Raw genomic sequence first — 21,087 nt, 5'->3', positions numbered from 1 at the left:
AATGCACGTCTCAGGATTTATCCGCGTAGATCATTAATGTTGAGGGAATACCGAACCGCAGATTGTGGTGGAAAGCCCTTAAGCCGTCAATTCATCATCCGGAATGTCAGGGTGCACGCCATCATACGTCTGCCTGATGAGCCAGTATCTGATGAAAACAGTCTCTGTAACTGAATTACGGAAAAGGCTTTCATATCTTCAGGCTAAACGGGCGGCTGTCAGTGATAAGAGAGGGATACCCTTCACGCTTTTCACTTTTGAACAGCCGTTTATTAAGCCTGCACATGCGGAAAATAGTCAACGCGAGCTGCCGAAGAGAATAATGTTAATTACTTGTTATTAATTAACAAAATTAAAACTTAAATCCAACTATGCATGATGTAATTTTCCCAACAACCCGCCGAAAAACACAATTAATTAACAAAATAACCCACAAATATTTACCTAAATAATTACATGTCACATTTTATTAACTTTAATGCTCGCGTGGTGACAGGCGCTTGCTATCGTGCCCCTGTGGCTCAGGCCATACCTTAACCAACCAGACTCAGCCAGCACCAGCGGGCAACACAGCGGACTTGCCGCTCAATAATAAAGGTACTGCTATGAAATTTAACCTCGCATTACTCAATGCATGTGTGGTTTCTGCATGCATGCTATTTACCGCACCCTCCTTCGCAGCAGAAAAGCATGAGATCGCCGTTGTCGCAAAAGTTACCGGTATTCCGTGGTTCACCCGCATGGCGGTCGGCGTGGAAGAAGCGGCGACCAGGCTCGACGTCAATGCTTATCAGGTCGGCGGCTCAACGCCCGATCCGGCACAACAGGTAAAAGTGATTGAGGATCTGATAGCTAAAAAAGTCGATGCCATCATCGTGGTTCCTAATGATGCAAAAGTGCTGGAGCCGGTGCTGAAAAAAGCGCGCGACCAGGGCATCGTGGTGCTGACGCATGAATCTCCCGAACGGTCTGTCGGTCAGTGGGATGTGGAAACCATCGACAGCCAGAAGTATGCCGAAAAGAACATGGATGAGCTGGCCGCCGCGATGGGTGGCAAAGGCGGCTACGCCATTTACGTCGGCTCCCTGACCGTCCCTCTGCATAACGCCTGGGCAGACGCCGCTATCGCCTGGCAGAAAAAGAAGTACCCCGATATGCATGAAGTTACCTCCCGTCTGCCGGTCGCCGAAAGCATCGATAAATCTTACGCCACCACGCTAGATCTGATGCGGACCTGGCCCGATCTCAAGGGAATTATTGGCTTTGGTTCGCTGGGGCCGATTGGCGCCGGACAGGCGGTAAAAAGTAAAAGGGCGAAAAACAAAATCACCGTGGTCGGCATCGCCATGCCCGCCCAGGCTGCCCCTTATCTCGCCAGCGGCGATATCAAGAAAGTGCTGCTCTGGGATCCGAAAGATGCGGGCTTTGCCCTGGTGAGCCTGGCTGACCAGATTCTCGACGGCAAAGAAGTGGATGACAGCCTGACCATTGAAGGACTGGGTAAGGCTGATGTGGATATGCAAAACCACGTGATTCGCTTTAACCGGATACTGGAAGTCACCAAAGATAACGCCAAAACGCTCGGCTTCTGAGTGCATACAAAAGATTTGCCGCAGGCTTAACCCTCGGCCCGGCCTGCGGCAATGCCACATCTGAGGAGCATCTGTATGTCACAACCTTTTATCTCGCTTGAACATATCAGCAAATCGTTTCCCGGCGTTCTGGCGCTGGATAACGTCACGCTGACCCTGAATAAAGGGGAAGTTCATTGCCTGGCCGGACAGAATGGCTGCGGGAAAAGCACGCTGATTAAAGTGATTTCCGGCGTCTACCATCCCGATAAAGGGGCGCATATTGGTATTCAGGGTAAGCTTTTCCCCCATCTTTCGCCCTCGCTCTCGGCGTTTTACGGCGTACAGGTGATTTATCAGGATCTCTCGCTATTTCCTAACCTGACCGTCGCGGAGAACATCGCGGTGCATCGTTATCTTCCCGGCGGCGGCTTCTGGGTCCGTCGGAGGGCGATGCGCGACCTGGCTGTCCGGACCATGCAGCGTATCGGCGTGACCCTCGATCCCGATCGTAAGGTCGAAAAACTTTCCATCGCTGACAGACAGCTGGTGGCAATCTGCCGCGCGCTGGCTGCCGATGCCAGCCTGGTAATTATGGATGAGCCTACTGCCTCGCTGACACGCCATGAAGTCAATGGACTGCTGCGGGTGGTCAACGAGCTGAAAGCGGCGGGACTCTGCGTGGTCTTTGTCAGTCATAAGCTGGACGAAGTGATGGAAGTGGCCGATCGCATCAGCGTCATGCGCGACGGCAAGCTGGTCGGCACCTGGCCCGCCAGCGAGCTGGACAGCGACGAGCTCGCTTTCCTGATGACCGGGCAGCGTTTTGCCTTCAGCCATCTCCCTCATCGCGCCGACAGCAGCGAAACGCCACTGCTGGAAGTCAGGAATCTGACGCGCAAAGGCGAGTATCAGTCAGTGAATCTCAGCCTGCGGGGCGGAGAAATTCTTTCCATTGTGGGACTGCTTGGCGCCGGCCGCACCGAGCTGTGTCTGTCGCTGTTTGGCATGACCCGCCCTGACAGCGGCGAAATTTGTATTGAAGGCCTGCCGGTAAAACTGCGCAGTAATCGCGATGCCATACGCCATGGTATTGCCTACGTTTCCGAGGATCGGCAGACCCACGGACTGATTATGCAGCAGTCAATTTTCGATAACCTGCTGGTGCCGATCTTTCCTCGCCTGCATAACCGCATCGGGCTACTCGACCGCCATAAGGCTCGCGATCGGGTCGCCACGCTGATCCGGCAGCTGAATATCAAAGTGTCAGACAGCCAGCTGCCGGTACAGACGCTCTCCGGCGGCAATGCCCAGCGCGTGGCCATCGGCAAATGGGTCGCCACACGGCCAAGGGTGCTGATTCTTGACTCGCCCACCGTCGGGGTGGATATCGCTAACAAAGAAGGGATTTACCGCATCGCCCGCGATCTGGCCGATTCCGGCATGGCGGTGCTGATGATCTGCGATGAGATCCCGGAAGCCTGGTACAACAGCCATCGGGTGCTGGTAATGCGCAAAGGTGAGCTTGTGGCCAGCTTTGCTCCACATCAGTGCCGGGAAGAGGAGATTGCCGGGGTGGTCAATGAATAAAAAACTGCGTCATCTGGTAAGCCATCATGAATTCTGGCTCGGCATGCTGATCCTGCTGCTCGCGCTGGGTCTGAGCCTGCGCACCGGTGAGTTTCTGACGCTGGGAAATCTCACCGATGTCGCCACCAGCTATGCCATCCTGGGCATCCTCGCCTGCGGCCTGTTTGTGGTCCTGATTGCGGGCGGCATTGATATCTCCTTTCCGGCGATGACGGCGATTGCCCAGTACGTGATGGCCAGCGTCATGCTGGCGCACGGCGGCAGTTTCCCGATGGTTTTCGCCATCGCCATGGGCTGCGGCCTGGCGCTTGGGCTGATTAACGGCGCGCTGGTCTACTTTCTGCGTGTCCCCGCCATCATTATCACTATCGCCACGCTAAACCTGTTTTATGGCCTGCTGGTCTGGTTTACCAACGGCACCTGGCTTTACGGCTTTCCGGACTGGTTTATGAACGGCATCAACTGGTTCTCGTTCACCGCCGCTGACGGTTATGAATATGGCCTGACGCTGCCCCTTCTCACCCTGCTGGCGGTGTTTATCTTCACCGGGGTGCTGATGCGCTATACCCGACTGGGCAGGCAGATTTACGCCATGGGCGGCAACCGCGAATCGGCCTCCCGGCTGGGTATGAACCTGCTGAGGCTGCACTTTTATGTCTATGGCTATATGGGGCTGCTGGCTGGCGTTGCCGCCGTCGTTCAGGCGCAGACCACCCAGTCGGTTGCACCCAACTCGCTCGTTGGCTATGAGCTGACCGTGCTCGCCGCCGTGGTGCTGGGCGGCACCAGTATGACCGGCGGGCGCGGCTCGCTGCTGGGCACGCTGCTTGGTGTCCTGCTGCTGGCGTTTCTGCAAAACGGCCTGACGCTGATGGCCATCTCATCTTACTGGCATACGGTGTTAAGCGGACTGATCATTCTGGTCGGTATCAGCGCCACCGCGTGGAATGAAAAACGCAAACTGGTGAAGGGGATATAGCATGTTCGCGCTCACTAAAATCGTGCCCGGCGACCGCATTATCCGGCTACAGCTACTGATGATTGTGGTCGTGCTGGGACTCTTTTCCCTGATCCTGGGAGGCCGTTTTTTCAGCTCAGGCAACTTTCAGTCGATCGCCACGCAGCTGCCGGTGCTGGGCCTGCTGGCGCTCGGCATGGGGCTGACTATGCTGACCGGCGGCATCAATCTGTCAATCATTGCCAGCGCTAACGCCTGCTCGCTGCTGATGGCGGCCATTATCGTTCACTTTCCGGGGCCGCAGTTTATGCTGCTGGCCCTGCTGGCTGGCGCGCTGCTGGCGATACTGATCGGTACGGTAAACGGCTTGCTGATTGCGGTTGTTGGGGTCTCGCCCATTCTCGCCACGCTGGGCACCATGACGCTGATTACCGGACTGAATATTCTGCTGACTAACGGTGCGGTGATTTCCGGCTTCCCACCGCTGATCCAGTTTCTTGGCAATGGCGATCTGTTCGGTATTCCCTTTGCGCTGCTGCTGTTTCTGCTGGTCGCTTTTGGCCTGTGGGTCATTCTGGAGCAGACCACGCTGGGCCGCAGCATCTATCTGCTCGGTTCGAATGAACAGGCGACCCGTTTCAGCGGCGTGTCGACTACAAGAGTGATTGTCACCGTTTATGTGCTCTCAGCCCTGCTGAGCTGGGGGGCGGCCCTGTTAATGATGTCGATGTTTAACTCGGCGAAAGCAGGCTATGGCGAATCCTGGCTGCTGATCACGATCCTTGCCTCAGTGCTGGGCGGCGTCAACCCCGACGGCGGCTTTGGCCGGGTCACCGGCATGGTGCTGGCCCTGATTGTGTTACAGATGCTGGAAAGCGGACTGAATCTGCTGGGCGTGAGCAGCTACCTGACGATGGCCCTCTGGGGCGGCGTGCTTATCCTGTTTATCGCATTACAAAATCGCAGAACCTGACGGACGAGGCTTAACTATGACGAGTTATTATCTGGGTGTGGATGTGGGAACCGGCAGCGCACGCGCTGGCATCTTTGACAGCAAAGGCCGCATGATGGGCCAGGCCAGCCGTGAAATTGCGCTGTTTCGTCCGCAGGCCGATTTTGTGGAGCAGTCATCAGACGATATCTGGCAGGCGGTTTGCCAGTCGGTGCGGGATGCCGTTAACCAGAGCAACATCAATCCGGTACAGATCAAGGGTATCGGTTTCGATGCAACCTGCTCGCTCGTGGTGCTGGATAAAGAAGGAAAGCCGTTGACGGTCAGCCCCTCCGGCCGCAGCGAGCAGAATATTATCGTCTGGATGGATCACCGGGCGATCGGTCAGGCTGAGCGCATCAATGCGACCCGGCATCCCGTGCTGGATTACGTGGGTGGCGTGATTTCCCCGGAGATGCAAACGCCAAAGCTGCTGTGGCTGAAGCAGCACATGCCCAATAGCTGGCAGAATATTGGCCACCTCTTCGACCTCCCGGACTTTCTGACCTGGCGCGCAACGCAGGATGCCACCCGCTCACTCTGCTCGCTGGTGTGCAAATGGACCTATATGGGCCATGAAAACCGCTGGGATGAGAGCTATTTCCGGCTGATCGGCCTGGAGGATTTGCTGGAGCACGATGCGGCGAAAATTGGCAGCGAGGTGAAAACGATGGGGGAACCCCTGGGTCACGGCCTGACGCAGCGCGCCGCCGCTGAAATGGGCCTGATGCCGGGCACGGCGGTCAGCGTGTCGGTGATTGACGCCCATGCAGGCAGCCTCGGTACGCTGGGCGCTTCAGGAGCCTCAGGCGAACACGCCGACTTTGACCGCCGTATCGCGCTGATCGGCGGCACCTCAACCGGTCATATGGCGATTTCCCGCGCGCCCCGCTTTATCAAGGGCGTCTGGGGCCCCTACTTTTCCGCGGTGCTGCCCGATTTCTGGCTTAATGAGGGCGGGCAGTCTGCGACCGGCGCGCTGATTGATCATATGATCCAGTCGCATCCCTGCTATGCGCAGCTGCGGGAACAGGGTAAATCGCTGGGAAAAACGATCTATGAAGTGCTGAACGATCTGCTGCGCAAAATGGCGGGAGAGCCGGAAAAGATCGCTTTCCTGACCCAGGATATCCATATGCTGCCCTACTTTCACGGCAACCGTTCACCGCGCGCCAATCCTAATCTGACAGGGATACTGACCGGCCTGAAACTTTCCCGCACGCCGGAGGATATGGCCCTGCACTATCTCGCCACGGTTCAGGCCATCGCGCTCGGTACCCGGCATATCATCGAAACCATGAACCAGAGCGGCTACAGCATCGACACGATTATGGCCAGCGGCGGCGGGACGAAAAATCCGGTGTTCGTTCAGGAGCATGCCAACGCCACCGGCTGCGCCATGCTGCTGCCGGAGGAGAGTGAGGCGATGCTGCTGGGAAGCGCGATGATGGGCACCGTAGCCGCAGGGCTGTATGGAACCCTTCCTGAAGCGATGAATGCCATGAGCCGGGCAGGCAAAACGGTTACGCCGCAGACCAATGAAATTAAACGCTATTACGATCGCAAGTATCGGGTGTTCCGCGAGATGTATCATGACCACATGAAATACCGGCAGATGATGCAGGAGGCGTAATGAAGGAAGATCAAGCCTGGCAACAGGCCTGCGCAGGCTGGCAGGTTTACAGCCGTACGCTGGCCAGCCTGGAAAAGACTGTTGATCGCCAGCAGTGGCTCGCCGTCAGCGATCTGCTGGCCCGCTGTCCGGGAAAAATCGCCGTTACCGGCGTCGGCACTTCCGGTATTGCGGCGCGTAAAATTGCCCATATGCTGGCCTGTATTGAGCAGCCCGCGATCTGGCTGAATCCGGCGGATGCGGCCCATGGCGATATCGGTTTTTTACGTGAAGATGACGTGCTGATCATGATCTCAAGAGGCGGTAACTCAGACGAACTGGGGCGCCTCCTGCCGGCGATTAAGGCCAAAGGAACGCCTCTGGTCTGCGTCACGGAGAACCCAGACGCCGGGCTGGCGCGGGCCGCTGACTATCTGCTGATGACCCCGCCCGTGGAGGAGATAGACCCGCTTAATATGCTGGCTACCACCTCAATTCTGGTGGTGCTGGCGCTGTTTGACGGCATGCTCCCCGGCCTGATGACACAGAGCGGCTTCGGCAAAGATCGGCTACTGAACGTACACCCCGGCGGCAACGTGGGCAAGCTGTTACGTGAAGAGTAACCTGCCGGTGGGGCTGCCCATCTAAAATGGGCAATAAAAAAGGGATGACCCAGTGGGCCATCCCTTTTCTTACCTTCGCAGTGATTACAGCTTGCGCATCACCAGCGTGGCGTTGGTGCCGCCGAAGCCAAAGCTGTTGGACATCACGGTCTTCAGCGCCTGTTCGGTCGGTTTGGTGACGATGTTCAGGCCTTCAGCAGCCGGGTCCAGTTCGTCAATATTGATGCTTGGCGCGATGAAACCGTGCTCCAGCATCAGCAGCGAGTAGATCGCCTCCTGCACACCGGCGGCGCCCAGCGAGTGGCCGGTCATCGCTTTGGTGGCGGACATGGCTGGCGTGCTGTCGCTGAACACTTCGCGGATCGCGCCCAGCTCTTTCACGTCGCCAACCGGCGTGGAGGTGCCGTGCGTATTCAGGTAGTCGATTGGCGTATCAACACCCTGCATCGCCAGACGCATACAGCGCATCGCGCCTTCACCGGAAGGGGCAACCATATCTGCGCCATCGGACGTTGCGCCGTAGCCCACCACTTCAGCATAGATATGCGCGCCGCGCGCCAGCGCGTGCTCCAGCTCTTCCACCACGACCATACCGCCGCCGCCTGCAATCACAAAGCCGTCACGGCTGGTGTCGTAGGTACGGGACGCTTTTTCCGGAGATTCGTTGTACTTGGTGGAGAGCGCGCCCATGGCATCGAACTCACAGGACATTTCCCAGCATAGTTCTTCACCGCCGCCGGCAAATACCACATCCTGTTTGCCCAGCTGGATCTGCTCTACCGCGTTACCGATACAGTGAGCCGAGGTGGCGCAGGCGGAGCTGATAGAGTAGTTCACGCCGTGAATTTTAAACGGCGTCGCCAGACAGGCGGAGACGCCAGACGCCATCGCTTTGGTCACCATGTATGGACCAACGCCACGCAGGCCTTTCGCCCGCATACCGTCAACGCTGGCTGCCTGATAGTAAGGTGAACCGCCGCCGGAACCTGCCACCAGACCCACGCGCGGGTTGTTCTGGTACTGTTCGTCGGTCAGGCCGGAATCTTTAACCGCTTCCAGCATAGAGATATAAGCATAAATGGACGCATCACTCATAAAGCGCAGGACTTTGCGGTCGATGAGGCTGGAGATTTCGTCTTTGGACAGCTTAACGTTACCCCAGACGTGACTACGCATGCCCGAATCTTTCAGTTCCTGAGAGAAGGTAATACCGGAGCGGCCTTCACGTAGAGACGCAAGGACTTCCTCCTGATTATTACCAATGCTGGAAACGATACCCAGGCCAGTAATCACTGCACGTTTCATTCAATACCTCATCACTTCTTATATTAGGATTCGAGGAGCACTTTAGCTTACAGTTGTACGCCGAACAAGTCCGATCAGCGGGATACTTTTGTAAATTTGCGTGCTCTGGCTCACACCGTTACAATCCCTGCACCGCCTGATAACCGAGCATTTGCTGTGAAAACCTCCCCGATTACGCATGCTGAACTGAGCTGGAATGAACAGGCTACACCTGTATCCCGAGCCTTTGGCGACGTCTATTTCTCTGATGAAAGCGGCCTGGAGGAGACGCGGCATGTTTTCCTGGGCGGCAATCAAATCCCCGCGCGCTTTGCCGACCATGGGCGCGATCTTTTTATCGTCGCTGAGACCGGTTTTGGGACAGGTCTTAATTTTCTGGCGCTCTGGCAGGCATTCGATCGCTTCCGCCAGCAGCAGCCCGGGGCAACGTTACAACGTTTACATTTTATCAGCTGTGAGAAATATCCGCTTAATCTGGAGGATTTGATCGGCGCGCATGCCCGGTGGCCGGAACTCGCCAGCTATGCGGCAGCGCTTCAGGCGCAGTGGCCGGTGGCCCTTCCCGGCTGCCACCGTCTGCTGCTGGCGGACGGGCGCATTACGCTTGACCTCTGGTTTGGGGATATTAACCAGCTAATTAATGATTTTGATGACAGCCTGAATCAGCAAATCGACGCCTGGTTCCTGGACGGTTTCGCCCCGTCGAAAAATCCCGATATGTGGACGCCTGAACTTTTTGCCTGTATGGCGAAAATGGCGCGGCAGGGCTGTACGCTGGCGACCTTTACCGCCGCCGGTTTTGTCCGTCGTGGGCTGAATGAGGCTGGCTTTACCGTCGGGAAATGCAGCGGATTTGGCCCCAAGCGGCATATGCTCAGCGGCGTGATGAACGCGCCAGTGTATGCAAAACCGCAGGCGCCCTGGTATGCGCGTCCGGCCGCAGAAGGCGATGAGGTGGCGATTATCGGCGGCGGTATCGCCAGCGCCCTGCTCTCGCTGGCGCTGCTGCGGCGCGGCAAACGGGTGACGCTCTACTGTGCCGATGCCCAGCCTGCGGCCAACGCCTCCGGCAACCGTCAGGGAGCGCTCTATCCGCTGCTCAACCAGCACGATCCGGCGCTGACCACCTTCTTTCCGACGGCGTTCACCTTCGCCCGCCGCCTGTTAGACCAGCTGGATGTGGAATTTGATCATGCGTGGTGCGGGGTTACGCAGCTGGGCTGGGACGAAAAAAGCGCGGCGAAAATCGCTAAAATGGTGGCGATGGGCCTGCCGGCGAGCATCGCCCGTGAAGTCGGCCAGGCGGAAGCAGAGGCGCTCTGCGGCGTAACGACGGGCTGCGGGGGCATTACCTATCCGCTTGGCGGCTGGCTTTCCCCGGCTGAGCTTACCACCGCCCTCTTCCGGCTGGCAGAAGCTCAGGGGCTAAGAACGCACTGGCTGCATCGCCTGACCTCGCTGACGCGCAAGGATAAGCGCTGGACGTTCGCCTTCTCCGACCGGCCCGGGGCCGTCCATGATAATGTGGTGCTGGCGACCGGCCACGAACTCGCCACCCTGGCACAAAGCGAAAAGCTTCCCGCCTATCCCGTCAGCGGACAGGTCAGCCACGTTCCGACCACGCCTGCGCTAAGTCAGTTAAAACAGGTTCTCTGCTATGAAGGCTATATGACGCCTGCAAGCCCCGTTAATCAGGCTCACTGTCTGGGTGCCAGCTATCATCGCGGTGAGCGCTCCGCCCTCTTCCGGGAAGAAGATCAGCAGGAAAACCGCGACAGGCTGCGTCGCTGCCTGCCCGACGCGGAGTGGGCAAACGAGGTGGACGTCAGCGGAGGAGAAGCCCGCAGCGGCGTACGCTGCGCCACCCGCGACCATATGCCCACGCTTGGCCCGTTACCCGATTATGAGCGCACGCTGTCACAGTACACCAGCCTGAGGGATAATCAGGCGCAGGCGGAAGAGGCGCCCGTGCATCCGGGGCTGTTTGTGCTGGGAACGCTGGGCTCCAGAGGTTTATGCAGCGGGCCGCTGGCGGCGGAGGTGCTGGCAGCCGGGCTGTGCGGTGAGCCGGTGCCGCTGGATCGTGAAACGCTGGCGGCCACGCATCCTAGCCGCTACTGGGTAAGACGATTACTGAAAGGGAAAGCGGTCAACTAGCGTACCGCCTGACTGACCAGGGGCGAAAAGCGTAACAGCGGCGGAGCACGCCCCGCCGCGTTTTCAGGCTGACTGCCGCGCCTGAAGGAAGAGATTGTCCCACATACCGATTACCAGCGCCTGATCCCGGGGAGAGAGCTCTCCAGCCTGAATGGCGTTTTGCAGGCTGCGCTGTACCTGAATCTGCAACGCTTCAGGCGTGTGTTCACCCGACTGCTCTATCTCCGCCACCGCCAGCGTGAGATGTCCACGCAGGTAGCCGCTGGCAAAGAGTTCGTCGTCGCTGGCATGCTCCACCATATCGTCAATCAGTGCCAGGATTCGCGCTTCAAATTCATCGATCATATTGTTGCTCCGTTTTTCCCCCGTTCATCACAGATCTTCCGGCCAGGGAAACTGTGCTGGCGTCAGCGGGGGCGTTGAGTAAAAAGTGCAGAGTTCTGCAATAAAGCGCGCAGGCCGGGCGGGTATCCCCTGTTCCAGGTGGGCTATTACCTGAGCATGGACCTTTCGCTGAAAGGCGATGCGGTCAGGCTCACAATCCCCGCTGAGATTGTCACAACTTACGTTGAAGGGAAAGCCTGCGGCAACACAAAAGAGCCACTCCAGCGCCTGCGGCTTCACCTCCACCGACTCGAACTGGCTCTGCGTGATGGCGTCACGGCCATCAGGACAGTACCAGTAGCCAAAATCAACCTGCTTGCGGCGTTCCGCACCGGCAATACACCAGTGGGAAATTTCATGCAGCGCGCTGGCGTAGTAGCCGTGAGCGAAGATGACGCGGTGGTAATCCACCTCTTCATCAGCGGGAAGATAGATCGGTTCATCGTCGCCTTTAATAAGGCGGGTCTGAAAATCTTGAAAAAAGCAGCGATCGAAAATATCAATCAGCTGAGAATAATGGTGAGAAGAGTTCATCGTTCTTATTCTGCCAAATAAAATCCGCGCAATTGTGACACTAAGCGCCCGGCGTATCCACTTTTGCTGACCATCGTATGACAGGTCACGTCCAAAAAATCAGGCGAAAACGTGCCGGAACCAGAGCGCAATCTCCACCCCGTGACTGTCCCATAGCAGTTTGGCGCTCATAATGGCCGAGACGATGACCACCATCGGCCTGACCAGCGTCTGTCCCCGGCTCAGCACCATACGCGCGCCCAGCCTCGCCCCGCAAAAGGCCCCGACCAGCATGATCAGCCCGGTGCCCCAGACCACCTTTCCCCCCAGCATAAAGAAGAGCAGCCCGCCGAGATTAGAGGTGAAGTTCAGTACCTTCGCATGGGCCGTCGATTTCGCCAGGTTGTAGCCACAGAGCGTAACAAACGCCAGCGCGTAGAAGGAGCCGGCACCGGGGCCGAAAAAGCCGTCGTAAAAACCGACGCAGCCGCCCGCCACCAGCGCAAAGGGAAGCCCGTGCAGGCGGCGATGGCGATCTTCTTCGCCCACTTTCGGCATCAGCAGAAAATAGAGCCCGATGGCGATCAGCAGTACCGGCAGCACCTGCCTGAGCAGATCCGCCTGGATATGCTGGATCAGAATGGCTCCCGCCACCGACCCCATAAAGGTCATCGCGATATTGAGCTTCTGCTCCCGCAGATCCACCGCCTTTCGCCGGACAAAATAGAGGCTGGCTGAGAACGAACCGCCAACGGATTGCACCTTGTTGGTCGCCAGCGCCTGGGCCGGCGAAAGCCCGGCAGACATCAGCGCCGGGACGGTGAGCAGGCCACCGCCACCGGCGATGGAATCAATAAAGCCCGCCAGCATAGCGACCAAAAACAGCAGCCCGACCAGCAGCGGGCTGACGGCAAACCAGTCCATTTTGTTTTCCTAAAGAAGGTGTTTATCCAGTAATGCCTGACAGGATGGTGGAAGCGGCGGCGGCTCGCGCTTCACCGGCGCGCCGCTGCCCGGTTTCGGCGGTGCAAACCAGCTTTGCAGCTCGGCACCACAACCATCTCCTGGCGGCGGCGGAGCCTGATCTTCACACTCAGTGCTGCCTGCCGGACAGCGCAGACGCACGTGCATATGCGCCCGATGCCCAAACCATGGTCGTACCTTACGCAGCCAGTCACGATCCGCACCGGCATCGGCGCAAAGCTGCTTTTTGATCGCCGGATTCACAAAGATCCGCGTCACGGCGTCATCCTTCGCCGCCAGCTTAATCAGGCTGTCGATCTCGGGCTGCCAGTGACGCGCCACCACGTTTTTTCCACTGGCGGCAACCAGATAGAGCGGCTGAGGCTTCAGCAGCATCTGAGACGTCCAGCGGGTTTTCGGCAGCTGGAGCCAGATATCGACATCCAGTCCCGACTGATGGCTGGCGTGACCGCTGCTGAAGCGCCCACCCGCAGGCATGCCCATATCGCCAATCATCACCTCGCCCAGCTGCAGGTTATGCACCTGGGTGCTGAGACGCTGAATAAACAGAATCAGATCGGGATGGCCAAAGTAGCGGCGCTGATCCTGGCGCATTACCTGATAGCCGGGCGCTTCCAGCGGCAGCGCCTGCGCGCCGATAATACAGCCGTTAGAAAAGGCGCCAATCGACTGCGGATCGCCACTGACGGGTCGTTGAATCGACTGCCAGGGCGTGGCAGCCAGCGAAGCCGCGCTGACCAGCAGCGCGCAGAGGAGCGTACAGACTTTTTTCATTAGGTTACCAGCGAGGAATAGCCGTGTTTACGTCAGCGTTCTGAGCGCGGTGACGCAGCAGGTGATCCATCAGCACGATAGCCATCATCGCTTCCGCGATCGGCACCGCGCGAATGCCCACGCAGGGATCGTGCCGCCCTTTGGTGATCATCTCCACCTCTTCGCCAAAGCGGTTGAGGGTTTTGCCCGGCACGGTAATGCTTGAGGTCGGCTTCATCGCGATGGTGGCCAGAATCGGCTGACCGCTGCTGATGCCGCCAAGGATGCCGCCCGCGTGATTGCTCTGGAAGCCGTCAGCCCGGATCTCATCACGGTGCTCGCTGCCGCGCTGGTTAACCACCGCAAAACCGTCACCGATTTCCACCCCTTTGACCGCATTAATGCTCATCAGCGCATGGGCCAGGTCAGCATCAAGCCGGTCAAATACCGGCTCGCCGAGGCCAACCGGCACGTTTTCCGCCATTACCGCCACTTTTGCGCCGATGGAGTCGCCCTCTTTTTTCAGCGCGCGCATCAGCTCATCCAGCGCCGGGATTTTATCGGGATCGGGGCAAAAGAACGGATTTTGCTCGACCTGATCCCACGCTTTCAGCTCGCAGGCAACGTCGCCAATCTGCGCCAGGTAGCCGCGGACTTTTATGCCGTGTTTCATTTCCAGATATTTTTTGGCGATCGCACCGGCAGCGACGCGCATGGCGGTTTCCCGGGCGGAGGAACGCCCGCCGCCGCGGTAATCACGCACGCCATATTTCTGCTCATAGGTATAGTCAGCGTGGCCGGGGCGGAACACATCTTTGATCTCGCCGTAATCCTGGGAGCGCTGATCGGTATTTTCAATCAGCAGGCCGATGCTGGTTCCCGTGGTGACGCCCTCAAACACGCCGGAGAGAATTTTCACCCGATCGGGCTCACGACGCTGGGTGGTATAGCGTGAGGTGCCGGGACGGCGGCGATCCAGATCGCGCTGAAGATCGGCCTCGGTCAGCGGAATACCGGGCGGCACGCCGTCAACAATACAGCCAAGCGCCACGCCGTGGGATTCCCCAAATGTCGTGACGCGAAAGACCTGCCCAATCGTATTACCAGCCATCTGAACTCCTGAGTGATTCTGTAAAAGGCGCTCTCCCTGCCGCACCGGCGAGCGGGCCGGCGGCAGGCATTGCGCCCTGAAAAGGTTCTTAATCTTTATAAATGCTGAAATGGTGCTGTGCGTCAACAATCTGCTGACGGGTCAGCATAAATACGCCGTCGCCGCCGTTGGCGAACTCCAGCCAGGTAAAGGGCACGTCAGGGTACTGATCGATCATATGCACCATGCTGTTACCCACTTCACAAATCAGCACGCCCTCTTCGCTCAGATAGTCCGGCGCGTTAGCCAGGATCCGGCGCGCCAGCTTCAGCCCGTCGCTGCCCGCCGCCAGGCCCAGCTCCGGCTCGTGGCGATATTCGTCAGGCAGGTCGTCCATATCGTCGCCGTCAACGTAAGGGGGATTGGTGACAATCAAATCGTAAGGCGTTTTCGGCAGTTCGCGGAACAGATCGGCGCGGATTGGCGTGACGTTATGCTGAAGTCCGTGAGCCTCAATGTTCTGTTCGGTTACCGCCAGCGCGTCGGTGGAGATATCGACGGCATCCACCTCGGCTTCCGGGAACGCATAGGCACAGGCGATGGCGATGCAGCCGCTGCCGGTACACATATCAAGAATGTAGCTGGGTTCATGGGGCAGCAGACCGGCAAAACGTTCGTTAATAAGCTCCCCAATCGGTGAGCGAGGCACCAGCACACGCTCATCAACGTAGAACTCATGGCCGCAGAACCAGGCTTTATGGGTCAGGTAGGCAACCGGAATACGTTCGTTGATACGGCGGATTACGCGCTCGACAATGCGGTGGCGTTCGCTGGAGGTCAGGCGGGCATTGCGCATATCTTCCGGAATATCCAGCGGCAGATAGAGCGAGGGAAGCACCAGCTGTACGGCCTCATCCCAGGGGTTATCGGTGCCGTGGCCGTACCAGAGTCCGGCGGCGGAAAAGCGGCTGACCGACCAGCGCAGCATATCCTGAATGGTATGCAGCTCACTGACTGCCTCATCAACGAAAATTTTGTCCAATGTGCCCTCCACAGGCCTTGCTGAAACTCGGCAGCTAGTTTGCCATGAAGCGCCGCTAAATTCAGCGCAGCGGCGTGAAAAAGCTGACATTTGTTTTTCATCAGCGAAAGTCAGGGTAAACTGGAAAAAATTTAAGCGGCACCGAGCCGTTGCGCGCCGGAAAGAGCGGAATAAAGATAATCAGATGAGTAAAAAACAGAATCTCAGCCCGGAAGACCAGGCGCTGTTTCGCGGGCTGATGAGCGGCACCCGTAAGCTGGCTCAGGACACCATTGTCCACAAGCCGCAGCGCAAAAAAACGTCAGAAGTGCCTCAAAAACGTCTGCTTTCCGAGCAGATGGATAACAGCCACTATTTTTCAGATGAGTTCCAGCCGCTGCTGGCGGAAGAGGGGCCGGTGCGTTATGTCCGCAGCGACGTCAGCCACTACGAGCTGAAAAAACTGCGCCGGGGAGATTATACGCCGGAGATATTTCTGGATCTTCACGGCCTGACGCAAAAGCAGGCCAAGGAGGAGCTGGGCGCGCTGATTGCCGCCTGCCGCCGCGAACATATTTTTTGCGCCAGCGTGATGCACGGCCACGGCAAGCATGTGCTGAAACAGCAGACGCCGCTCTGGCTGGCCCAGCACCCGATGGTGATGGCCTTTCATCAGGCGCCGAAGCTGTTTGGCGGAGACGCTGCCCTGCTGGTGCTGATCGAGATAGAGGAGTGGCTTCCGCCCGAACTGCCTTAAAAAGGAGGGGCAAAGCCTGAAAGAAGTGCGGGCCGGCAAAAGCCGGCCCGGGAGGCTTTAAATGGCCCTGGCAAGTTTGGCGGGACTGACCTGCCATTCCAGCTTGCCGCTGCTGCTTCCGGCATCATAAGCGATGCAGGCGATGGCGGAGGTGGCAAACATCGGCGGCGCTTCCTGCGGGCAGAGTTCAGAAACCAGATAGCCCACCAGCGGCAGATGGGAGATGACCAGTACGGCCTTCACGCCCTCTTTTGCCAGCACCTGGAGATAGGCGGCAACCAGTGCCGGATCGCCACCCGGCGTCAGCTCCGGCAGCACCTCCTGCTGTTCAGGCAGGTTAAGCCCTTCACGCACTGTGAGCAACGTCTGTTCAGCGCGTAAATAGGGGCTGACCAGCACACGTTCAATATCCACCGTCTGTCCGTTGAGCCAGTCCGCCATCTGGCGGGACTCATCGCAGCCACAATGAGTCAGGGGTCGTACCGAATCACTAGCCGCATCCAATGCCGCATCGCCGTGACGCATAATGAAAACTTGCATAATGCACCGCTGTTGTTAAACATTAACGCCGGAAAACCGCGTTCACCGACTCTTCATTCTGCGAATGAACGCTGTGTTTTACCCTAATGCCGGAAGACAAGTCAACCGATTGTTTACTAAATGAGCGCTTTACGGAATGCGGCCAGCCGCCCTTTCCGCTGACGTAAAATCTAACCCCCTGAATCGGCATGGCTATTCACCAAAACGCCTGTTAATAAAAGTGTTCTCCCGCCTGCGCCATCTGCCTGAGGCGCTCGCAGGGCGCAAAACGCTCTCCGTGAGTATGCATTAACCGCTCTGACAGCGCGACGACCTGCGCCAGTCCGAGATGATCCATATAGCGGAACGGGCCGCCCAGGAACGGCGGAAAGCCGATGCCGAACACCGCGCCGATATCACCATCGCGGGCGCAGCGGATCACCCCTTCATCAAGCGTTCTGACCGCCTCGTTCAGCATCAGCATTACGCATCGTTGCGCAATATTTTCCCGGCTCAGGTGCGACTTTGGCGTCACATTCAGCAGCGTGTAGATTGCCTGGTCGACCCGTTTTTTCCGCCCCGGACGCCTGTCACCATACAGATAGAAGCCCCGGCCATTTTTGCGCCCTTTACGGTTATCGTTTAATACGGCGCTTAACGCCTCCGGCGCCCGGAAGCGCTCGCCCCACGCCTGCTCCAGCACGGGTAAAATATGCGTACCGACGTCAATGCCCACTTCGTCCAGTAGCTGAACCGGGCCTACCGGAAAACCAAACTGCACCAGGGCTTCATCGATCTCATCGATTGGCTCTCCGTCCAGCAGGCAGCGCATCGCTTCATTAATATAAGGTGCCAGGATGCGGTTTACGTAAAAGCCGGCCCGATCGGCGACTACTATCGGCGTTTTACCCTGTTTTTTCGCCAGCGCAACCGTTGTGGCGATGGTTTCAGCATCAGTGCCCGCGTGCGGGATCACCTCGACCAGCGGCATCTTATCGACCGGGCTGAAGAAATGCAGACCGATAACTTTCTCAGGACGCTGCGCATTTGCCGCAATATCGCTGATAGGTAGCGACGAAGTGTTGGAGGCAAAAATGGTCTGCGGCGAGGTGCTGGCTTCCACCTCCGCCACCATCTGCTGCTTAAGAGAAAGCTTTTCGAACACGGCCTCAATCACCACATCGCGATGCTGAAATCCCTGATAGTCGGTGGTGCCGGTAATCAGCGCCATCTGCTGCTGTCGTTCAGCAGGCGACAGGCGCCGCCGCTTCACCTGCTTGCTCAGCAGATCCCAACTGTATTTCATCGCATGGTTAATCCCTTCGGTGGTCACATCCTTTATTCGCACCGGCAGCTTGCCGCGCGTTGCGGTGACACAGGCGATGCCTCCGCCCATTAACCCACCACCCAGCACGCCAATTTTGCTCAGTTCACGCGGTTCCGCCGCCGCGCCCGTCTCTTTTTTCATTTCCGTGGTGGCAAAAAAGAGGCTTCTCAACGCGGCCGATTCCGGCGTCATCACCAGCTGACCAAAGGCTTTCGCCTCGGCGGCATAGCCGCTGCTTCTGCCCTGTTGCAGTCCCGTACGCACCACGCTCAGGATTTTTCCGACGGCAGGATAGTTACCGCGCGTTTTGGCCTGCGCCTGCCTCTCCGCCAGCTTAAACAGCAGCGCCCTGCCCGCCGGCCCGTTCAGCAGACGATCGCGCAGCGACAGCGTTTTTTTAAGTTTGCGTCCCTTCAGCACCATTTTTACCGCCGTCTCCAGCAGAATCGATTGCGGCACGGCGTCATCCACCAGCCCCAATTTCAGCGCCTGCCTGGGCCGCAGCGTTTTGCCGGTCAGCATCATATCCAGCGCGCCCGACGCGCCGACAAGCTCAGGCAGCCGCTGGGTGCCGCCCGATCCCGGCAGCAAACCCAGCTGCACCTCCGGCAGCCCAAGCCGGGTTTTATCATCCAGCGAGCAGACCCGCTGATTGCAGGCCAGTGCCAGTTCCAGCCCGCCGCCCAGGCAGGGGCCGTGGATCGCCGCCACCACGGGCAGCGGCAGCGCGGCGATTTCCGCCATCACTTTCTGCCCTTCCAGCGCCAGCGCTTCCGCATCTTTTGCGGTTTCACAGCCTGCGATCATCGAAATATCCGCCCCGGCGATAAAGGAGTCGGGTTTGCCGGAGATCAGCACCAGTCCGGCCAGGCCAGTGTTTTGCCTTGCCTGGGCGATGACCTCGCGAATTTGTCCGGCAAAAGCCGCCTTAAGCGTGTTCATCTTTTCCCCTGGGACATCCAGCGTAATCACGCCCACGTTATCGGTGCGCATCGCCAGGGTAAATGCAGATTGCGTCTCCATTATTCAGCCTCCAGAACCATCGCAGCACCCAGTCCGCCTGCCGCACAGGCTGTCACCAGCCCCAGACCACCACCGCGACGCCGTAGTTCGTTCAGGGTCTGCGTAATCATCCTCGCGCCGGTAGCGGCAAAGGGATGGCCATAGGCGATGGAGCCACCCAGTACGTTAAATTTTTCTTCATCCACCTCACCCAGCGCGTGGGGCCGGTGCAGTACCTCACGGGCAAACCGCTCATCGGCAAACATTTTCAGGTTCGCCAGCGTCTGGGCGGCAAAGGCTTCATGCATATCAATCAGCGTCAGATCCTGAAGCGTGATCCCGGCCCGATCGAGAGCCAGCGGCGAAGCCCATGAGGGCCCCAGCAGCATATCGTGGCGAACATCGATGGCGGTGAAGGCATAGCTGCGTAAATAGCCGAGCGGCGTAATGCCGAGCGAACGGGCGCGGGATTCGGTCATCAGGATCACCGCGGCTGCACCGTCGGTCAGCGGAGTGCTGTTCGCTGCGGTTACGCTGCCGTGTCGCCGGTCAAAAGCGGGACGGAGTTTGGTGTAGTCGGCGAGAGAGGAGTTAGCCCGGACATTGTTGTCCCGTTCAAAAGGCGCACGCCACGGCGGCACAAACGCCGTCATCACCTCGCCCGCCAGCTTGCCCTCCTCCCAAGCTTTAGCCGCCTTCTGATGAGAACGGTGGGCCAGCGCATCCTGTCGTTCACGGCTGATATCGTGGCTTTTTGCCATCTGTTCAGCCGTATCGCCCATGCGCAGCCCGGTAGAGTATTCCGCCACGGCGGGCGGCACGGGCAGTAAATCCCGTGGACGAAGCTGACTGAACAGCTTCATTTTCTGTGAAAAGCTTCTGGCTTTGCTGAGATCCACCAGCACGCGGCCCAGCTTTTTGCTGACGCCTATCGGCAGCACCGACGAGGAGTCTGCCCCGCCCGCGATGCCCGCCTGAATATGCCCGACCATCAGGCTTTCTGCCACGTTAGCCACCGCCTGAAAGCTGGTGGCGCAGGCGCGACTGACGCTCCAGGCGTCGGTATGGACGCTCAGGCCGCTGCCGAGAACGATTTCGCGGGCAATGTTGGGCGCTTCAGGCATCTGAACCACCTGACCAAATACCAGCTGCTCAATGAGATCGGGCGGAATATCGCTGCGGGCCAGCAGCTCGCTGACCACCATCCGGCCAAGTTCAACCGCGGGAATACCGTGCAGCGCGGTCGCCTGGCGGGCAAAAGGGGTCCGCAGCCCGTGGGTTATTGCAATACGTTCGCCCTGACGCGTCAGCAAGGGTGAGGCTTTGCTCATGCTTGTCACCTGTAAAAGAGGAAACCGGCTTCATTGCCAAAGAGGTCTGACCTCTAAGATTAACAACTATTTTACAATGTGCATCAGGATCGGAAGGAAAATGCGAGAGAAGACACGCTTTTACCGGAAGCGGGCGGCCCCGCTCCCTCTCAGACAGGACTCAGCGCAGGCCGAGCTGAAAAATCATCGTTTCAGCCTGGCAGCTGAAGGTGAAGCTGGCTTCAAGACGAACGCCATCCGGCTGTTCAGTCAGCTCACTCTGAATCACGCAGGGCTCGGATTCTACCTGGCGGGCCTTACCGGTCAGCGTCGCCAGCATCGCTTCCGCTTCGTCGCGGGTGGCATAAAGCTGGCTCCAGCTTGCCGTACAGTCGCTATTATCCATAATAGTGCCGACATCCACACAGCAGCAGGCAGCGGTCTCATTGGCACTGCATTTATTAATGGCGTGAGTCATAAGGATCTCCAGTTAGCCGCACCCGGGCGACAAAGAAAAAGCGTACAGAGAGTTTACCCCTACCTCGCTTTCTTGTCCGGTCATCTTGAGACGGCGATGCATTAAGTGACGAGAATCACGCTTAATATTGATCTGTAACAAC

At 58.2% G+C, this 21,087-nt stretch carries 19 protein-coding genes; 8 read left to right on the top strand and 11 right to left on the bottom strand.

Going from position 1 to position 21,087, the window contains the following annotated elements; genetic code table 11:
• The first annotated feature begins 605 nt into the window (after positions 1-605).
• The 6 genes from AAH446_RS09230 (at position 606) to AAH446_RS09205 (ending at position 7,345) form a co-directional block, all read left to right on the top strand.
• Entirely contained in the window at positions 606-1,592 is a 987-nt protein-coding gene (locus AAH446_RS09230) for an autoinducer 2 ABC transporter substrate-binding protein (protein WP_342906421.1), read from the top strand.
• A 75-nt stretch (positions 1,593-1,667) separates the two neighbouring features.
• Positions 1,668-3,161 carry a sugar ABC transporter ATP-binding protein gene (locus AAH446_RS09225; RefSeq protein WP_342906420.1) on the top strand — a complete coding sequence of 498 codons (1,494 nt, stop codon included), beginning with the start codon at positions 1,668-1,670 and terminating at the stop codon, positions 3,159-3,161.
• Positions 3,154-4,140 carry an ABC transporter permease gene (locus tag AAH446_RS09220; RefSeq protein ID WP_342906419.1) on the top strand — a complete coding sequence of 329 codons (987 nt, stop codon included), beginning with the start codon at positions 3,154-3,156 and terminating at the stop codon, positions 4,138-4,140. Before AAH446_RS09225 ends, AAH446_RS09220 begins: the two co-directional genes overlap by 8 nt.
• A 1-nt stretch (position 4,141) precedes the next feature.
• Positions 4,142-5,092 (top strand): ABC transporter permease, encoded by a 951-nt coding sequence (locus tag AAH446_RS09215; protein ID WP_342906418.1) that lies wholly within the window; start codon positions 4,142-4,144, stop codon positions 5,090-5,092.
• 16 nt (positions 5,093-5,108) lie between these two features.
• Positions 5,109-6,743, top strand: coding sequence for an FGGY-family carbohydrate kinase (locus AAH446_RS09210; RefSeq protein WP_342906417.1), 1,635 nt, complete (start codon positions 5,109-5,111; stop codon positions 6,741-6,743).
• A complete protein-coding gene (locus tag AAH446_RS09205) occupies positions 6,743-7,345 on the top strand; it encodes an SIS domain-containing protein (protein WP_342906416.1) in 603 nt (200 codons plus the stop codon). The genes AAH446_RS09210 and AAH446_RS09205 overlap by 1 nt, the downstream gene beginning before the upstream one ends.
• 84 nt (positions 7,346-7,429) lie before the next feature.
• Here the strand turns inward: AAH446_RS09205 and fabB are convergent, their stop codons facing one another.
• The gene (gene fabB / locus AAH446_RS09200; protein WP_342906415.1) at positions 7,430-8,650 is read right to left on the bottom strand and encodes a beta-ketoacyl-ACP synthase I; all 1,221 of its coding nucleotides are present in this window, start codon (positions 8,648-8,650) and stop codon (positions 7,430-7,432) included.
• Between the two features lie 156 nt (positions 8,651-8,806).
• Between fabB and mnmC the strand changes: the two genes are divergently transcribed.
• Positions 8,807-10,807, top strand: a complete 2,001-nt coding sequence (mnmC, locus tag AAH446_RS09195; RefSeq protein ID WP_342906414.1) for a bifunctional tRNA (5-methylaminomethyl-2-thiouridine)(34)-methyltransferase MnmC2/FAD-dependent 5-carboxymethylaminomethyl-2-thiouridine(34) oxidoreductase MnmC1 — start codon at positions 8,807-8,809, stop codon at positions 10,805-10,807.
• Positions 10,808-10,870: 63 nt separating this feature from the next.
• Here mnmC and AAH446_RS09190 read toward each other — a convergent pair whose 3' ends face one another.
• From AAH446_RS09190 to prmB, 6 genes are all read right to left on the bottom strand, one after another.
• Positions 10,871-11,152 (bottom strand): YfcL family protein, encoded by a 282-nt coding sequence (locus AAH446_RS09190; protein ID WP_024965217.1) that lies wholly within the window; start codon positions 11,150-11,152, stop codon positions 10,871-10,873.
• Positions 11,153-11,179: 27 nt separating this feature from the next.
• The gene (locus tag AAH446_RS09185; RefSeq protein WP_342906413.1) at positions 11,180-11,725 is read right to left on the bottom strand and encodes an elongation factor P hydroxylase; all 546 of its coding nucleotides are present in this window, start codon (positions 11,723-11,725) and stop codon (positions 11,180-11,182) included.
• A gap of 99 nt (positions 11,726-11,824) precedes the next feature.
• Positions 11,825-12,628, bottom strand: coding sequence for a sulfite exporter TauE/SafE family protein (locus tag AAH446_RS09180; RefSeq protein WP_342906412.1), 804 nt, complete (start codon positions 12,626-12,628; stop codon positions 11,825-11,827).
• A gap of 9 nt (positions 12,629-12,637) precedes the next feature.
• Positions 12,638-13,462, bottom strand: a complete 825-nt coding sequence (gene mepA, locus AAH446_RS09175) for a penicillin-insensitive murein endopeptidase (protein WP_342906411.1) — start codon at positions 13,460-13,462, stop codon at positions 12,638-12,640.
• Between the two features lie 4 nt (positions 13,463-13,466).
• Complete coding sequence (gene aroC / locus AAH446_RS09170; protein WP_342906410.1) at positions 13,467-14,552, bottom strand: chorismate synthase; 1,086 nt, start codon at positions 14,550-14,552, stop codon at positions 13,467-13,469.
• An 88-nt stretch (positions 14,553-14,640) separates the two neighbouring features.
• Positions 14,641-15,573 carry a 50S ribosomal protein L3 N(5)-glutamine methyltransferase gene (gene prmB, locus AAH446_RS09165; RefSeq protein WP_342906409.1) on the bottom strand — a complete coding sequence of 311 codons (933 nt, stop codon included), beginning with the start codon at positions 15,571-15,573 and terminating at the stop codon, positions 14,641-14,643.
• A 184-nt stretch (positions 15,574-15,757) separates the two neighbouring features.
• Between prmB and smrB the strand changes: the two genes are divergently transcribed.
• The gene (gene smrB / locus AAH446_RS09160; protein WP_342906408.1) at positions 15,758-16,309 is read left to right on the top strand and encodes an endonuclease SmrB; all 552 of its coding nucleotides are present in this window, start codon (positions 15,758-15,760) and stop codon (positions 16,307-16,309) included.
• A gap of 57 nt (positions 16,310-16,366) precedes the next feature.
• Here the strand turns inward: smrB and sixA are convergent, their stop codons facing one another.
• From sixA to AAH446_RS09140, 4 genes are all read right to left on the bottom strand, one after another.
• On the bottom strand, positions 16,367-16,849 hold the full coding sequence (gene sixA / locus AAH446_RS09155; protein WP_342906407.1) for a phosphohistidine phosphatase SixA: 483 nt from the start codon (positions 16,847-16,849) through the stop codon (positions 16,367-16,369).
• 211 nt (positions 16,850-17,060) lie between these two features.
• Complete coding sequence (fadJ, locus tag AAH446_RS09150) at positions 17,061-19,178, bottom strand: fatty acid oxidation complex subunit alpha FadJ (RefSeq protein WP_342906406.1); 2,118 nt, start codon at positions 19,176-19,178, stop codon at positions 17,061-17,063.
• Positions 19,178-20,488 carry an acetyl-CoA C-acyltransferase FadI gene (gene fadI, locus AAH446_RS09145; protein WP_342906405.1) on the bottom strand — a complete coding sequence of 437 codons (1,311 nt, stop codon included), beginning with the start codon at positions 20,486-20,488 and terminating at the stop codon, positions 19,178-19,180. Before fadI ends, fadJ begins: the two co-directional genes overlap by 1 nt.
• Before the next feature lie 160 nt (positions 20,489-20,648).
• Positions 20,649-20,945, bottom strand: coding sequence for a YfcZ/YiiS family protein (locus AAH446_RS09140; protein WP_342906404.1), 297 nt, complete (start codon positions 20,943-20,945; stop codon positions 20,649-20,651).
• Between the last annotated feature and the right edge of the window lie 142 nt (positions 20,946-21,087).

The organism is Erwinia psychrophila, assembly GCF_039023475.1.
GTDB lineage: Bacteria > Pseudomonadota > Gammaproteobacteria > Enterobacterales > Enterobacteriaceae > Erwinia.
The sequence above is the reverse complement of the archived record's forward strand: the minus strand, read 5'-3'. Positions and strand labels throughout refer to the sequence as shown.

What these genes read in the sequence shown, in the direction of transcription:
- AAH446_RS09230 (WP_342906421.1), top strand. Translation starts at nt 606, where the DNA reads ATGAAATTTAACCTCGCATTACTCAATGCATGTGTGGTTTCTGCATGC.
- AAH446_RS09225 (WP_342906420.1), top strand. Translation starts at nt 1,668, where the DNA reads ATGTCACAACCTTTTATCTCGCTTGAACATATCAGCAAATCGTTTCCC.
- AAH446_RS09220 (WP_342906419.1), top strand. Translation starts at nt 3,154, where the DNA reads ATGAATAAAAAACTGCGTCATCTGGTAAGCCATCATGAATTCTGGCTC.
- AAH446_RS09215 (WP_342906418.1), top strand. Translation starts at nt 4,142, where the DNA reads ATGTTCGCGCTCACTAAAATCGTGCCCGGCGACCGCATTATCCGGCTA.
- AAH446_RS09210 (WP_342906417.1), top strand. Translation starts at nt 5,109, where the DNA reads ATGACGAGTTATTATCTGGGTGTGGATGTGGGAACCGGCAGCGCACGC.
- AAH446_RS09205 (WP_342906416.1), top strand. Translation starts at nt 6,743, where the DNA reads ATGAAGGAAGATCAAGCCTGGCAACAGGCCTGCGCAGGCTGGCAGGTT.
- fabB (WP_342906415.1), bottom strand. Translation starts at nt 8,650, where the DNA reads ATGAAACGTGCAGTGATTACTGGCCTGGGTATCGTTTCCAGCATTGGT.
- AAH446_RS09190 (WP_024965217.1), bottom strand. Translation starts at nt 11,152, where the DNA reads ATGATCGATGAATTTGAAGCGCGAATCCTGGCACTGATTGACGATATG.
- AAH446_RS09185 (WP_342906413.1), bottom strand. Translation starts at nt 11,725, where the DNA reads ATGAACTCTTCTCACCATTATTCTCAGCTGATTGATATTTTCGATCGC.
- AAH446_RS09180 (WP_342906412.1), bottom strand. Translation starts at nt 12,628, where the DNA reads ATGGACTGGTTTGCCGTCAGCCCGCTGCTGGTCGGGCTGCTGTTTTTG.
- mepA (WP_342906411.1), bottom strand. Translation starts at nt 13,462, where the DNA reads ATGAAAAAAGTCTGTACGCTCCTCTGCGCGCTGCTGGTCAGCGCGGCT.
- aroC (WP_342906410.1), bottom strand. Translation starts at nt 14,552, where the DNA reads ATGGCTGGTAATACGATTGGGCAGGTCTTTCGCGTCACGACATTTGGG.
- smrB (WP_342906408.1), top strand. Translation starts at nt 15,758, where the DNA reads ATGAGTAAAAAACAGAATCTCAGCCCGGAAGACCAGGCGCTGTTTCGC.
- sixA (WP_342906407.1), bottom strand. Translation starts at nt 16,849, where the DNA reads ATGCAAGTTTTCATTATGCGTCACGGCGATGCGGCATTGGATGCGGCT.
- fadJ (WP_342906406.1), bottom strand. Translation starts at nt 19,178, where the DNA reads ATGGAGACGCAATCTGCATTTACCCTGGCGATGCGCACCGATAACGTG.
- fadI (WP_342906405.1), bottom strand. Translation starts at nt 20,488, where the DNA reads ATGAGCAAAGCCTCACCCTTGCTGACGCGTCAGGGCGAACGTATTGCA.
- AAH446_RS09140 (WP_342906404.1), bottom strand. Translation starts at nt 20,945, where the DNA reads ATGACTCACGCCATTAATAAATGCAGTGCCAATGAGACCGCTGCCTGC.